This window comes from Micromonospora sp. WMMD708 (assembly GCF_049315245.1).
In the GTDB taxonomy this organism is placed as follows: Bacteria; Actinomycetota; Actinomycetes; order Mycobacteriales; family Micromonosporaceae; genus Micromonospora; species Micromonospora wenchangensis.
The window spans coordinates 4,756,429-4,770,434 of the sequence record NZ_CP186060.1; the positions used below are offsets into that span (position 1 = coordinate 4,756,429).

General features: G+C 72.2%; 10 protein-coding genes. 4 read left to right on the forward strand and 6 right to left on the reverse strand.

What is annotated here, in order from left to right; translation table 11 throughout:
• Positions 1–53: 53 nt before the first annotated feature.
• The 5 genes from ACN260_RS20890 to ACN260_RS20910 all read right to left on the reverse strand — a co-directional run bounded on the left by ACN260_RS20890 (position 54) and on the right by ACN260_RS20910 (position 5,510).
• Positions 54–1,487, reverse strand: coding sequence for a GH1 family beta-glucosidase (locus ACN260_RS20890; RefSeq protein WP_422752675.1), 1,434 nt, complete (start codon positions 1,485–1,487; stop codon positions 54–56).
• Positions 1,484–2,326: a carbohydrate ABC transporter permease gene (locus ACN260_RS20895; protein ID WP_422752676.1), complete on the reverse strand. Its 843-nt coding sequence runs from the start codon at positions 2,324–2,326 to the stop codon at positions 1,484–1,486. The genes ACN260_RS20890 and ACN260_RS20895 overlap by 4 nt, the downstream gene beginning before the upstream one ends.
• 10 nt (positions 2,327–2,336) lie before the next feature.
• Positions 2,337–3,305, reverse strand: coding sequence for a carbohydrate ABC transporter permease (locus tag ACN260_RS20900; protein WP_422752677.1), 969 nt, complete (start codon positions 3,303–3,305; stop codon positions 2,337–2,339).
• A gap of 115 nt (positions 3,306–3,420) precedes the next feature.
• Positions 3,421–4,713, reverse strand: coding sequence for an ABC transporter substrate-binding protein (locus tag ACN260_RS20905; protein ID WP_363656338.1), 1,293 nt, complete (start codon positions 4,711–4,713; stop codon positions 3,421–3,423).
• A gap of 251 nt (positions 4,714–4,964) precedes the next feature.
• Positions 4,965–5,510: a plasmid pRiA4b ORF-3 family protein gene (locus tag ACN260_RS20910; protein ID WP_422752678.1), complete on the reverse strand. Its 546-nt coding sequence runs from the start codon at positions 5,508–5,510 to the stop codon at positions 4,965–4,967.
• A 150-nt stretch (positions 5,511–5,660) separates the two neighbouring features.
• On the opposite strand from ACN260_RS20910, the gene ACN260_RS20915 reads away from it, so the two are divergent.
• Entirely contained in the window at positions 5,661–6,446 is a 786-nt protein-coding gene (locus ACN260_RS20915) for a pyrimidine reductase family protein (RefSeq protein WP_422752679.1), read from the forward strand.
• A gap of 107 nt (positions 6,447–6,553) precedes the next feature.
• Here ACN260_RS20915 and ACN260_RS20920 read toward each other — a convergent pair whose 3' ends face one another.
• The gene (locus ACN260_RS20920) at positions 6,554–8,098 is read right to left on the reverse strand and encodes a M4 family metallopeptidase (protein ID WP_422752680.1); all 1,545 of its coding nucleotides are present in this window, start codon (positions 8,096–8,098) and stop codon (positions 6,554–6,556) included.
• 441 nt (positions 8,099–8,539) lie between these two features.
• Here ACN260_RS20920 and ACN260_RS20925 point away from each other — a divergent pair, with 441 nt between their 5' ends.
• Genes ACN260_RS20925 through ACN260_RS20935 form a run of 3 tightly spaced genes read left to right on the forward strand, consistent with a single transcriptional unit; the run spans position 8,540 to position 13,936 of the window.
• The gene (locus ACN260_RS20925) at positions 8,540–10,300 is read left to right on the forward strand and encodes an ATP-binding protein (RefSeq protein WP_422752681.1); all 1,761 of its coding nucleotides are present in this window, start codon (positions 8,540–8,542) and stop codon (positions 10,298–10,300) included.
• Positions 10,301–10,313: 13 nt separating this feature from the next.
• The gene (locus ACN260_RS20930) at positions 10,314–11,462 is read left to right on the forward strand and encodes an exonuclease SbcCD subunit D (protein ID WP_422752682.1); all 1,149 of its coding nucleotides are present in this window, start codon (positions 10,314–10,316) and stop codon (positions 11,460–11,462) included.
• On the forward strand, positions 11,462–13,936 hold the full coding sequence (locus tag ACN260_RS20935; RefSeq protein WP_422752683.1) for an AAA family ATPase: 2,475 nt from the start codon (positions 11,462–11,464) through the stop codon (positions 13,934–13,936). The genes ACN260_RS20930 and ACN260_RS20935 overlap by 1 nt, the downstream gene beginning before the upstream one ends.
• Positions 13,937–14,006: the final 70 nt, after the last annotated feature.

The window sequence follows — 14,006 nt, forward strand, 5'->3', positions numbered from 1 at the left end:
CCCCGGGGGCGGGCGGCGCGGCGGGGCCGTCCGGAATGCTGGCTGGCCTCTGCCTATTGTGCGGCCAGACCGTTGCGTCGGATCACCTCGGCGTACCACCTGGCGCTGGACTTGGGGATACGGGCCTGGGTGTCGTAGTCGATCCAGATCATCCCGAAGCGCTTGGTGTAACCCCAGGCCCACTCGAAATTATCCATCAGCGACCACGCGAAGTAGCCCCGCAGGGGCACCCCGGCCTCGATCGCCTCGTGCGAGGCCCGCAGGTGGGCGTCGAAGTAGGCCAACCGGTCGACGTCGTCGACCCGACCGTCCTGCACGGTGTCGACGAACGCCGAGCCGTTCTCGGTGACGTAGAGCGGCAGGTCGGTGTACTCCTCGTGGACCCGCCGCAGCGTCTCCACCAGGCCCGGGGCGTCGATCTCCCAGTCCATGTCGGTGACCGGGACACCCCGGGTGACGAACCGCACGTCCTCGCTGCCCGGCCAGCAGGATGGCGCCCGCCAGTACTTCTCCGGCTCCTCGCCGGCGACCGGCGCGGCCACCACGTGCCGGCTGTAGTAGTTGATCCCGACCAGGTCCAGCGGAGTGGAGATGATCTCCAGGTCGCCGTCGCGGACGTGTCCGAAATCGGTCACCTCGGCCAGGTCGGCGGTCAGGTCCGCCGGGTACGACCCGCGCAGCAGCGGGTCGAGGAAGAACCGGTTGGCCAACCCGTCGATCCGGCGGGCGGCGTCGACATCGCCCGGGGCGTCGGTGGCCGGGGTGACCGGGTAGAGGTTGACCGTGACACCGAGCTGGGCCTGCGGCAGCTTCGCCCGCAGGGCCTGCACGGCGAGCCCGTGACCGAGCATGAGGTGGTGCCCGGCCCGGACCGAGTCCGCCCCGTCGGACCGCCCGGGGGCGTGCGCCCCGGAGCCGTAACCGAGGAACGCCGAGCACCACGGCTCGTTGAGCGTGGTCCAGTACTTCACCCGGTCGCCGACGGCGTCCGCGACCAGGGACGCGTAGTCGGCGAACCGACCGGCGGTGTCCCGGGCCGGCCAGCCGCCCGCGTCCTCCAGCGGCTGGGGCAGATCCCAGTGGTAGAGGGTGAGCCACGGCTCGATGCCGTTGGCCAGCAGCTCGTCGACCAGCCGCCGGTAGAAGTCCAGGCCCTCCTGGTTGGCGCCGCCGGTGCCGCCGGGCTGCACCCGCGGCCAGGAGACCGAGAACCGGTACGACTTGAGGCCCAGCTCGGCCATCAACCGGACGTCGTCGGGCATCCGGTGGTAGTGGTCGCAGGCCACGTCCCCGGTGTGCCCGGAGACCACCCGCCCTTCGGTGTGACTGAACGTGTCCCAGATCGACGGGGTCCGGCCGCCCTCGGCGGCGGCCCCCTCGATCTGGTACGCGGCGGTCGCCGCGCCCCACAGGAAGCCGGGCGGGAAGGTCAGTTCCGTCCCCTGGTCGAGTACGCCGACAGCGGGCGGGTGGGTCGGGTTGCTCACGACTTGACGGCGCCTTCCATGATGCCGCCGATGATCTGGCGGCCGAACACGATGAACACGATCACCAACGGCACGGTGCCGATGGCGGTCGCGGCGAACACCTGCGAGTAGTCGGTGTAGTAGGCGTAGGACAGGAACGCCAACGACACCTGCAGGGTCGGGTTCTCGGGGGTGAGCACGGCGTACGGCCAGAGGTAGGAGTTCCAGGTCTCCATGAAGGTGAGCAGGCCGAGCACGGCGGCGGCGGGGCGCAACGCCGGCAGCACGATGTTCCAGAAGATCCGGAAGGTGCTGGCGCCGTCGACCCGGCCCGCCTCGATCAGCTCGTCGGAGATGGCCTGGATGGCGTACTGCCGCATCATGAACACGCCGAACGCGCTGACCAGGAAGGGCACGGTCACCGCGTAGAGGGTGTCGTACCAGCCGAGGTCCTGGATCATGCCCCAGAGCGGGATCAGACCGAGCTGGGTCGGGATCATCATGGTCACGATGATCGTCAGCAGCAGCGCGTTGCGACCCCGGAACCGCAGCTTGGCGAAGGCGAAGCCGGCCAGCGACCCGGTGATCACCACCGAGACCGTCACCACCAGGGAGACGATCACCGAGTTGAGCAGGCCGGTGAGGAAGTTCGCCGCGTCGTTGTCGAGCACCCGGCCGAAGTTCGCGCCGAACTCGCCGGCCGGGGTGAACGGCGGCGGCACGTCGTTGATCTGGTCGAGGCTACGGGTGGCGATGACCACCATGTAGTAGAACGGGTAGACCGAGAAGAGCACCGCGACGACGAGCGCGATGTAGAGCAGCGGACTGGTGCGCCAGAGGCGCTGGGATGCCTTGTTCACGGCGCGGTCCTCACTTCACCGAACGGCGGACGAGCAGGAAGTTCACCAGCGAGACCAGGGCGATCATGACGAACATGGCCCAGGCCACCGCAGCGCCGTAGCCGGCGGAGCTGAGGTTCTCGATACCGAGCTCGTACATGTACATCGCCAGGGTCTGGAACTCGCGCTGGTCGCCACCGATGATGTTGCCGTTGCCGAAGACCAGCGGCTCGGTGAAGAGCTGGAGCCCGCCGATGGTGGACAGGGTGACCACGAAGACGAAGGTGGGGGTCAGCATCGGCAGGGTGATCCGCCAGAACTGCTTCCACTGGTTCGCGCCGTCGATCGCGGCGGCCTCGTAGAGGTCCTTCGGGATGGCCTGCATGCCGGCCAGCAGGATCAGCGTGTTGTAGCCGGTCCACCGCCAGTTGACCATGGAGGCGATGGCCGTCCAGGAACTCCACTTCTGGGCGTCCCAGTCGACCGCGTCGACGCCGACCAGGCTGAGCGCCCAGTTGATCAGACCGAAGTCGCGCTGGAAGAGCATCCCGAACACGATCGCCACCGCGGCGACGGAGACCACGTTGGGCATGAAGATGGCCATCCGGAACAGCGTCCGGGCCCGCAGGAAGGTGCGGTTGAGCATCGTGGCCAGGAACAGCGCCAGGAGCAACTGGGGGATCGTCGACAGGATGAAGATGCCGAACGTGTTGATCGTGGCGTTCCAGAAGTACTCGTCGGTGAACAGCCGGGTGTAGTTGTCGAACCCGATGAAGCTGTGCTCGCCGATGAGGTCCCAGTCGTGCAGCGACATCCACGCGGTGCGCAGCATCGGGTAGAACCCGAAGATGCCGAAGATCACGAAGAACGGCGCGATGTAGAGGTAGGGCGAGAACTTCAGGTCGAGGCGGTTCAGGGTGATCGCCCGGCTGCGCCGCCGGGGGGGTGTGGGGGGTGGTGCGCTGGGCGACGGCGGCGCCGTCGTGGCCGAGAGGCTCATGCGGGGTCCTTTCCCGGCTCCGGCGGGGCCGGTGAGGCGGGCGGTACGTGGAACGGGACGCCATTGGTGGCGCCCGGGACATGCCCGGACGCCACCGCCGGTGGTGGTGCAGTGATCAGAAGGCGCCCTGGGTCTTGGCGTCCTTGAGGAACTGCTCCCAGGCCTTGTCCTTGGGGGACTGCCCGTTCTCGTACGAGCGCAGGGCCGGCTCGAACGCGTTCTCCTTGATCGCCTGGTGCTTCGGGCCGAGGTGCAGCGGCTGGATCTTCTCGACGCTCTCACCGAAGATCTTGCCGGTCGGCGCGCCGCTGAAGTACTCGTTGGTGTAGCTGGTGAACTCCGGGTTCTTCAGCGCCTCGAGGTTGGTCGGCAGCGGGCCCTTGAGCTTGAACGCCTCGACCTGGCTCTTCGCGTTGGTCAGGTACTCGGCGAGCTTGGCCGCCTCCTTGGGGTACTTGCTCTGGGACGGCACGGCCAGCCAGGAGCCGCCCCAGTTGCCCGCGCCGCCGGGAACCGGCGCGAGGTCCCACTTGCCCTTGTTCTCCGGGCCGGAGTTGTCGGCGACGATACCGAGCATCCACGACGGGCAGAAGGTGGCCGCGAAGGTGCCCTGCTTGAAGCCGGCGGACCACTCGGGCGACCAGGTGGCGCTCTTCGCGGAGATCTTCGCGTCGGACATCGCGACGGCGGTGTCCCACGCGGTCTTCACCGCGGCGCTCTTGTCGGCGATGACGTTGTCCTCCTTGTCGTAGAACAGGTCACCGCCCTGCTGCACCATGACCGCGCTGGCCGCGGTGGTGGCCGAGTCGATCAGGCCCTTGTTGGTGGCCGCCCGGTACTTCTTGCCGGTCTCGATGAAGGCGTTCCAGTCCGGCCAGAGCGCCGCCACCTGGTCCCGCTCGGTCGGCAGCCCGGCCGCGGCGAACAGGTCCTTGCGGTAGCAGACGCCGAGGCTGCCGACGTCGGTGGGCAGGCCGATCAGCCGGCCGTCCGCCGCCTTGCCCAGCTCCCACTTCCACGGCAGGTATTCCTTGCTGTGGTCGGCGATCAGCGGCGTCAGGTCGGCCCAGTTCGCGGGGTTGGTCTTGAACTCGTTGAGGATGCCCTCTTCGAGCGCGGTCACGTCCGCAGCGCCCTTGCCGGTGGCCAGCGCCCGGACCACCTTCGGCCGGTACTCGTTGAGCTGCGCGGTCTTGCGCAGCTCGACCTTGATGCCGGTGTCCTTCTCGTACTGCTTGACGATTTCGTCGTATCCGAACTCACCGAAGGTGTCGACGACCAGCTTGCTGGGCTTGCCGCCGGCCTCCTTCGGCTCGTCGTCCTTGCCGCAGGCCGCGAGACCGCCGATGGCGGTTACTGCGGCCAGGGCGGCGACCGCGAACCGGTTACGCCGCGTGGTGACGCTCATCCTGACCCCTTTTCGATGGTGAGGCTGGGTGGTGTGTGGTGGGGGGTGCTGTCGCACGTCCCGGCCGGTCCGGCGGTGCCCGCCGGTCGGTCTGGGATGGTCGCGGGTGATCCGCGCCACGCCCTTGGGAACGCTCCCATGAGATTGCCGGGAGGTGTCGGGGGTGTCAATAGACCGTTGGGAGCGTTCCCAGATCGTTACCAGCTATCGCGTTTATCCCGCCTCATGTGATGGCCCGGCGGGGACGGAGATCAACAGAAGCGGCGCAGCAGGGTGGTCGCCCGCCCCGCGTCGAACGCCTCCGGGTCGTGCCCGGGGCCCACCCAGTCCCGCATCGTGACGTGCTCCGGATGGTGCGGATCGGCAAGCGCCGCCAGCAGCAGGAGCTGCCCGGCCGGGCCGCCGACCCCCTCCGGCGGGCAGGCCCGCTCCCCCTGCGGGCAGCTCGGGTACCGCCCGTCCGGGTCCGCGGCGAGGACGTCCTCCACCACCAGCTCGTGCTCCCACCAGTCACCGAAGTCGTAGACGTAGCAGAACCGGCTGCCCTTGCCGGCCACCGCGTCCAGCCGGGTGTCCAGCTCGTCGTGCACCACCGGCTCGGCGTCCGGATCGGGTTCGCCGTACTGCACCCCGTCGATCTCGAACGTGTGCAGGTGGCAGTCCCGCCAGCCCATCGCGTGCTGCATCACCCGGTGCAGCCGGTCGAGGGTGTAGCCGCCGGGGACCAGCACCCGCCGCCAGACCGACGGGCGCACCCCGGTGAGGGACACCTTCAGCTGGAAGATCTGACGTGACATGTTGCCCTCTCCACCCACCGCATAGGCTGCCGGCATGATCTGCCGAGCGTGCCGACAGCGGCGGCACGACGACTGCCCCGGCCGGAAGTGGTGCGACTGTCAGCACCGTACCCCCGCGCCCACCCCTCCGGTCACCGGTCCGGCCGGCGAATGAGCGTCGGAATCCCGATCCGGCGGATCTGGCCCACGCCCGCCGACGGCCCGCTGGACGACGCCGCGCTGACCGCGCTCTACGCCCGCGCCGACGTCCCCCGGCTGCGGGTCAACTTCGTGGCCAGCGCGGACGGTGCGGTCACCCTGGACGGCCACTCCGCCGGCCTGTCCGGCGAGCCGGACAAGCGGGTCTTCGGCCTGCTCCGGATGCTCTGCGACGGGCTGCTGGTGGCCGCCGGCACGCTGCGCCACGAGGGCTACCGGGCGGTGCGGCTCAGCCCGCAACGCCGGGCCTGGCGACGCGCGCACGGCCTGGCCGAGTACCCGACGCTGGCGGTCGTCTCCCGGTCGCTGCGGCTCGACCCGGCCCAGGCCGCGTTCGCCGACGCGCCGGTGCGCCCGGTCGTGCTGACCACCGCGACGGCCGTCGCGCCACCGGGCCTCACCGACGTCGTCGACCTGGTCCGGGTCGGCCGCGACGACGTCGACCTCGGCGCCGGCCTGGCCGCGCTGCGCCGGCGGGGGCTGGGGCAGCTGCTCTGCGAGGGCGGCCCGCACCTGTTCGGCGCGCTCACCGCCGCCGACCTCGTCGACGAACTCTGCGTCACCGTCGCCCCGCTGCTGGCCGGGGCCGGCCCGGGACGGATCACGGCCGGCCCGGCCAGCCCGCCCCGCCCGTTGCCGCTGCGGCACACGCTGGCCGCCGCCGACGGCGTACTCATGCTGCGGTACGCCCGCGACGCGCCCGGCGTCGACCCCGCCGGGGCCGCGCCCGTCGGCTGACGTCACCCTCCCCGGACGCGGCGCGGGGCGTGGGCCACCCGGTCGGTGTGCCCACGCCCCACGTCGGGACGTTCGGGGTCGGCGTGTCGAACGCCGGCCCGGCGGGGTCAGCTGACGCTCACGCCCGCCCAGGCGGCGGCGACGGCCTTGTACTCGGCGCTGGTCGCGCCGTACAGGTCGGTCGCGGCCGACAGGGTCGCCGTCCGGGCGCCCTTGTAGTTGGTGGTGGAGGTCATGTAGCGGGTCAGCGCCCGGTACCAGATCGCCCCGGCCTTGGTGTTGCCGATGCCGGCGACCGTGGTGCCGTTGCAGGTCGTGCTGGTGCCGTACGACGAGGTGCCGCTACCCACCGCGAGCAGGTAGAAGAAGTGGTTCGCCACGCCCGAGGAGTAGTGCACGTCCAGGCCGCCCACCGAGCTGCTCCAGCAGTCCGCCGACTTGCCGTCCTTGGAAGGCTTGTCCATGTAGCGCAGCGGGGTGCCGGTGCTGCGCAGCTTCTCCCCGATCAGGTAGTCGCCCGGGTCCTTGGCGGTGGCCGCGTAGAACTCGACCAGGGTGCCGAAGATGTCGCTGGTGGCCTCGTTGAGGCCGCCCGACTCGCCGCTGTACCGCAGCCCGGCGGTGTTGCTGGTGACGCCGTGGGTCATCTCGTGCCCGGCCACGTCCAGCGAGGTCAGCGGGTACCAGCCCGAGCCGCCGTCGCCGTAGGTCATGCAGAAGCAGGAGTCCTGCCAGAAGGCGTTGGCGTAGTTGCTGCTGTAGTGCACCCGGCTGTACGCGCCGACACCGTCGTTGCGGATGCCGTTGCGACCGTGCGCGCTCTTGTAGTAGTCCCAGGTCTTCTGCGCGCCGAAGGCGGCGTCGGCGGCGGCGGTCTGCCGGTTGCTCAGGGTGCCGTCGCCGAACACGTTGTTGGTGCTGGCGACCAGGGTGCCGGTGCCGATGGTCCGGCCGTTGAGGTCGTAGGTGCGGTGGTTGCCCCGGGCCGGGTCGGCGAGCTGGTAGGTGCTGCCCGAGAGGTTGCTGCCGACCGAGACCGTGCCGGAGTGGAAGGTGTTGCCGGTGCCCTCCCGCTGCACACCCTCCCACGAGTCGCGGACCGCGCCGGTGGTGGCGTCCACCAGCACGTGCAGCTCGCTCGGGGTGCCGTCGGCGTGGGTGCCGGCCACCACGACCTCGTAGGCGAGGGCGGTCGCGGTCGCACCGGCGTCGAAGACCAGCTGCGCGCCCGCGACCGAGCGGCCGGTGGCGGTCGACGCGGCGAAGGCGATCTTGCCGGCGGCGGCCTCGCTGACCTTGGCCTTCGGGGAACGTTGCGGGGCGTTGGCGAGGCCGTGGGTGGCACCGCGCCAGGAGTCGCCCTTGCCGAGGTGGACGACCACCTCGCCGCCGAGGACGGGCAGGCCGTCGGAGTAGCGGTTGAGCCGGACGTGCTCGGTACCGTCGGCGTCGGTCACCACGTTGCGCGGGGTGAACGTCTGCCCGTCGGCGGCGAGGCCGGCACCGGAGTGGGCCTTGAGCTGGGCGACCGCGCGGGTGAACGGGTCGGCTGCGGGGCCGGCGGGTGCGGCGGTGGCCGCGGTGGGCACCGTGACGGCGGTGGCCAGGAGGGCGGCCGTGGCGAGGCCGCTCAGCAGGGGGGTACGACGCATGGGGGTTCTGCCTCCACAGGGACAGTCGGGGGGGTGCCGACTGACGGCGGCCCGCCGGTGAGTCACCGTGGGCCGGTCACGTGTCCGCAGGTTACGGACGTGACAACCGGCACCGAAGGAAGAAGATCCTCGATGTCAGCTGTGGCTATTCTGAGCCCAACCGGTCGGTTTCTGTCACGCCCTGCGCGGGGATTTTTTTCCCCGGATTTCCGCCGGTCCCGCCACCTGCGCAAATACCACCACCGCGCGGAAAAAAGTCGACCGATGGTGACCACGCCACCCCTTGCGGTCACCGAATCGGCGGTGACGGCGGTGATCGGCCGGACGTCGACGACGGCCCGCCGATGGCGTCCGCCGCGTCGCGTGGCAACCTGTCGCACTCCTCGGGCAGGATGCAGGCGTGCGCCCTGACCGAGACGACCAGCTGACCGGAGCCCGCGGATGACCGACGACCGGACCGACGGCCGGATCGACAGCCCCGGCGAGCCCGTCGGCCGCGTGCTCGGCACCGCCGACGCCACCCCGTTGCAGTTCTGGACGGCCGTCTCCCCCGGCAGCTACCTCCAGCTCGACGACGTGGTGGTCACCCGGCGCGACCTGCCCGACCGGGAGCCGGTCACCATCGCCGGGGTGGTCACCCAGGTCCGCGCCCGGCACGAGGGCGCCCAGTTCGAGTCGGACGTCTTCGCCATCGCCGACGGCACCCTCCCGGCCCAGGTGCAGGAGGCCGCCGAGATCACCACCACCCGGGTCGACCCCGAGCTGTACGTGCCGCCCGCGCCGGGCGCCACCGTGCACCGGGCCGAGGGTGACGCCCGCGCCCGCGCGCTGCACTTCGACCGGATGGAACGGCGCATCCCGATGGGGATGGGCCGCGACGGCGTCCCGGTCTACCTCAACGCCGACTTCCTCGACGGCAGCCGGGGCGCGCACGTGTCGATCTCCGGCATCTCCGGGGTCGCCACCAAGACCAGCTTCGCCACCTTCCTGCTCTACTCGGTGTTCCGTTCCGGGGTGCTCGGCGGCGACGCGGTCAACGCCAAGGCGCTGATCTTCAACGTCAAGGGCGAGGACCTGCTCTTCCTCGACCACCCCAACGCCCGCCTCGACGACCCCACCCGGGCCGCGTACGCGAAGCTGGGGCTGGCCGCCGGCGCGTTCCCCGACGTGCGGGTGTACGCCCCGCCCCGGGTCGGCGACGCCTCCGGCACCCCCGACGTGAGCAGCCGGCTCACCGGCGTGGACGCCTTCTACTGGACCCTCGACGAGTTCTGCGCCGACCGCCTCCTGCCGTACGTCTTCGCCGACGCCGACGACGAACGCCAGCAGTACACGATGGTGGTGCACTCGGTCACCGCCCACCTGGCCCGCCACGCCCAGCCCGCCGACGGTGGGGTCAGCATCGACGGGGTGCGCCTCGGCTCCTACGCCGACCTGGTCGACCACGTCGTCGAGCAGCTCAACGACGACGAGACCCGGGGTGACTGGGCCGGCAGCGCGGTCGGCCTGGGCACGGTCAACGCGTTCGCCCGCCGGCTGATCGGCAGCAAGAAGGACCTCGGCCGGCTGATCCGCGGCGACCTGGCGACCCGCCGGCCGCACTCCATCAACACCGCCGAGAGCGCCCAGGTCACCGTGGTCGATTTGCACAACCTGCCCGACCGCGCGCAGCGTTTCGTGGTCGGCGTGACGCTGCGCGGCGAGTTCGAACGCAAGGAGAAGGCCGGCACCGCCAAGCCGCTGCTCTTCGTCGTCCTCGACGAGCTGAACAAGTACGCCCCCCGCGAGGGCTCCTCCCCCATCAAGGAGGTGCTGCTCGACATCGCCGAGCGCGGCCGCTCGCTCGGGGTGATCCTGGTCGGCGCACAGCAGACGGCGAGCGAGGTCGAACGGCGTATCGTCACCAACTCGGCGATCCGGGTGGTCGGCCGGCTCGACCCGGCCGAGGCGTCCCGCCCGGAGTACGGCTTCCTCCCGCCGGCCCAGCGGCAACGCGCCCTGCTGGCCAAGCCGGGCACCATGTTCGTCAACCAGCCCGACATCCCGGTCCCGCTGTGCCTGGAGTTCCCCTTCCCCGCGTGGGCGACCCGGGTGTCCGAGGCCGGCCGGGCCCCGTCGGAGACGCTGCGCTCGATCACCGGCTCGGTCGACCCGTTCGCCGTGGTCGGCTCGGGCGGCGTCGACGACGACATTCCGTTCTAGGGGGCCGGCCGCCATGAAGATCCTGCACACCTCCGACTGGCACGTCGGCAAGGTGCTCAAGGGACAGTCCCGGGCCGAGGAGCACAAGCAGGTGCTCGCCGGGGTGATCGAGATCGCCCACGCCGAACGCCCCGACCTGGTCATCGTCGCCGGTGACCTCTACGACACGGCCGCCCCCGGCCCGGAGGCGACCCGGCTGGTCACCCGGGCGTTGACCGCGCTGCGGCGGACCGGGGCCGACGTGGTGGCGATCGGCGGCAACCACGACAACGGCAACGCCCTCGACGCGCTGCGGCCCTGGGCGGAGGCGGCCGGCATCACCCTGCGCGGCGGCGTCCGGGACAACCCGGCCGAACACGTCGTCGACGGGGTCACCGCCGCGGGCGAACGCTGGCAGCTCGCCGCGCTGCCCTTCCTGTCCCAGCGGTACGCCGTCCGCGCGGTGGAGATGTACGAGCTGACCGCCGCCGAGGCCACCCAGACGTACGCCGACCACCTCGGCCGGGTGCTGGAGAAACTGACCGAGGGGTTCACCGAGCCGGACCGGGTGCACCTGGTCACCGCCCACCTCACCGTCGTCGGGGCGAGCACCGGCGGCGGCGAACGCGACGCGCACACCGTCCTCGGCTACGCCGTGCCCGCGTCGGTCTTCCCGGGCACCGCGCACTACGTGGCCCTGGGTCACCTGCACCGCTCCCAGCGGGTGATCGGGCCGTGCCCGATCCGCTACAGCGGCAGCCCCATCGCCGTCGACTTCGGCGAGCAGGAGAACGTCTGCTCGGTGACCCTGGTCGAGGTGGGCGCCACCTCGGCCGCCCGGATCCGGGAGGTGCCGGTGGCGGCGGCGGTGCCGCTGCGCACGGTTCGTGGCACCCTCGCCCAACTGGCTGCGGCGGAGCCGCCGGAGGGCTGGCTGCGGGTGTTCGTCCGGGAACAGCCCCGGGCCGGGCTGCGGGAGGAGGTGCAGGAACTGTTCCCCCGCGCGCTGGAGATCCGGATCGACCCGGAGCTGCTACCCACACCGGGCAGCGGCACCCGGGTCGCCCAGCGGGCCGGCCGCTCGCCCCGGGAACTGTTCGCCGACTACCTGGACAGCCGGGGCCACGAGGACGACGGGGTCCGGGACCTCTTCGACGAGCTGCTGGAGGAGGTGGAGCGCTGATGCGACCGATGCGGCTGGACCTGGCCGGTTTCACCGTCTTCCGCGACGAGACCACCGTCGACTTCACCGACGCCGACTTCTTCGCCCTGGTCGGGCCGACCGGTTCGGGCAAGTCGACGGTGCTGGACGCGATCTGCTTCGTCCTCTACGGCGCGGTGCCCCGCTGGGGCGGCGCGCGCGGGCTGGCCAACGCGCTCGCCCCCTCGGCGGTGGAGGCCCGGGTCCGGCTGGTCTTCGAGTCGGCCGGCGACCGGTACGTGGCGACCCGGGTGGTCCGCCGGGACGGCCGTGGCGCGGTCAAGACCGCCAACGCCGGGCTGCAACTGATGCCGCCCGGGTTCGACGTGACCAAGCTCGACACCGGGCTCAGCCCGGAGGACCTGGGTGAGGTGCTGGCCGGCACCCCGGCCGAGATGGAACCGGCCGTGCTGGACGCGGTCGGGCTGCCGTACGAGCAGTTCACCTCCTGCGTGGTGCTGCCGCAGGGGCAGTTCGCCGACTTCCTGCACGCCAAGCCGGCCACCCGGCAGCAGATCCTGGTCAACCTGCTCGGCCTCGGCGTCTACGAGAACGTGCAGAAGCGGGCCACCGAACGCGCCGGGCAGGCCGAGGCGAAGCTGGAGGCGGTCGCCCGGATGCTCGCCGGGTTGACCGACGTCGACGACGAGACGCTGGCCGCCGCGTCCGACCGGGTCGACCGGGTACGGGAGCTGGCGGCGGCGGTCGCAGCGGCCGTACCGGAGCGGGAGCGGGCCCGGACGGCGGCGCGCGAGGCCACGGCGGCGCTGGCCGCGCTCGACGCCGACCTGGCCGGGCTCGCCGGGGTACGCGCCCCGGCCGGGGTGACCGAGGTGGCCCGCGCGGTGAGCACGGCGCGGGAGGCGGTCGACGCGGCGACCCGCACGGTGGCGCTGGCCGAGGAGCAGGAGGAGAAGCTGCGCGGCGAGCTGGCCGGCGCGGGCGACGAGAGCACCCTGCGGCTGCTGCTGCGGGCACACACCGACGCGGAACGGCTGACCGGCGAGGCGGACACGGTCCGGGTGGCCCTCGACGCGGCGCAGGCCGGGCACGACGCGGCGGCGACGGCGCTCGGCGCGGCCCGGGAGGCGGCGGCACGGGCCGAGGCCGAGCTGGAGGCGGCGTTCCGGGCACACGAGGAGGCCAAGACCGTCGACCAGGCGGTCGCGTTGCGGGCGCACCTGGTCGACGGCGCGACCTGCCCGGTCTGCGAGCAGCCGGTGCCGGTGGTGCCGGCGGTGCCGGCCGGTTCGGCGGTGGCTGCGGCGACCGCCGCCGGCAAGGCCGCGCGGGCGGCCAGCAAGGCCGCGCTGGCGCTGGTCGACCAGCGGGACGCAGCGGCCCGCGAGCAGGAGCGGACGCTGGTGCGGCTGCGGGCCCAGCACGACCAGTTGCACGGCCGGCTGACCGAGCTGGCCGGGCAGCTCGCCGGGGCGGCCACCCCGGCGGCGCTGCGCGACCAGCTCACCGAGCACGCCCGGCTGCGGCAGGCGCTGGACGGAGCGGCGGTGGCGGTACGCGCCGGCCGGGACGCCGCCCGCCGGGCCCGGAGCGCGGCGGACACCGCCGAGGAGCGGCTGCGGGCCGCCTGGCGGGACTTCGACACCACCCGCGACGGGCTGGCCCGGTTCGGCCCGCCGACCACCGACCGGGACGACGTGGCCGCCGCCTGGACGGCCCTGGTGGAGTGGGCCGGCGGGCAGGCCCGGCAGCGGCGGGCCGACCGGGACGGGTTGGTCGCCGCGGTGACCGAGGCGCAGTCGGCCGCCGCGGCGGTGGAGGAACGCATCGGTGGCCTGCTCACCGCCGCCGGGCTGCCCCCCGCCGACGACCCGGCGCAGGCGGTCGCGGTGGCCGCCGAGCGGGCCGAAGCCGACCTGCGGCGGATCACCGAACGCCGGGCGCAGGCCGTCGAGCTGCGGGAGCAGCGCGCCGAACACGAGCGGCAGGCGCGCACGGCGCGGGCGCTGGCCGGGCACCTGCGGGCCAACAACTTCGAACGCTGGCTGCTGGCCGAGGCGTTGGACCTGCTGGTCGACGGGGCCTCCCGGATCCTGCGGGAGCTGTCCCAGGGGCAGTACGACCTGGTTCACGACAAGGGCGAGTTCTTCGTGGTCGACCACCACGACGCGGGGCTGCGCCGGGGGGTGCGGACACTGTCCGGCGGGGAGACGTTCCAGGCGTCGCTGGCGCTGGCGCTGGCGCTGTCCGAGCAGCTCGCCGGGATGTCCACCACGGCGGCCAGCCTGGAGTCGATCGTGTTGGACGAGGGGTTCGGCACCCTCGACGCGGCCACCCTGGACATCGTCGCCGCGACCCTGGAGAGCCTGGCCGCCCGGGGTGACCGGATGGTCGGCGTGGTCACCCACGTGCCGGCGCTGGCCGAGCGCATCCCGGTGCGCTTCGAGGTCCGCAAGGACGCCCGCACGGCCCACGTCGAACGGACCGGCCGGTGAGCGCGAGGAGCGCAGCGCAGCGGAGCCCCGCAGTCGCGAACGAAAGGCGGGCACCGTGAGTGGGGCGGTG

Bases quoted from the DNA above. Each gene is read 5' to 3' on its own strand.
- ACN260_RS20910 (WP_422752678.1), bottom strand. From the start codon at position 5,510: ATGTCACGTCAGATCTTCCAGCTGAAGGTGTCCCTCACCGGGGTGCGC.
- ACN260_RS20905 (WP_363656338.1), bottom strand. From the start codon at position 4,713: ATGAGCGTCACCACGCGGCGTAACCGGTTCGCGGTCGCCGCCCTGGCC.
- ACN260_RS20935 (WP_422752683.1), top strand. From the start codon at position 11,462: ATGCGACCGATGCGGCTGGACCTGGCCGGTTTCACCGTCTTCCGCGAC.
- ACN260_RS20920 (WP_422752680.1), bottom strand. From the start codon at position 8,098: ATGCGTCGTACCCCCCTGCTGAGCGGCCTCGCCACGGCCGCCCTCCTG.
- ACN260_RS20925 (WP_422752681.1), top strand. From the start codon at position 8,540: ATGACCGACGACCGGACCGACGGCCGGATCGACAGCCCCGGCGAGCCC.
- ACN260_RS20915 (WP_422752679.1), top strand. From the start codon at position 5,661: ATGAGCGTCGGAATCCCGATCCGGCGGATCTGGCCCACGCCCGCCGAC.
- ACN260_RS20900 (WP_422752677.1), bottom strand. From the start codon at position 3,305: ATGAGCCTCTCGGCCACGACGGCGCCGCCGTCGCCCAGCGCACCACCC.
- ACN260_RS20930 (WP_422752682.1), top strand. From the start codon at position 10,314: ATGAAGATCCTGCACACCTCCGACTGGCACGTCGGCAAGGTGCTCAAG.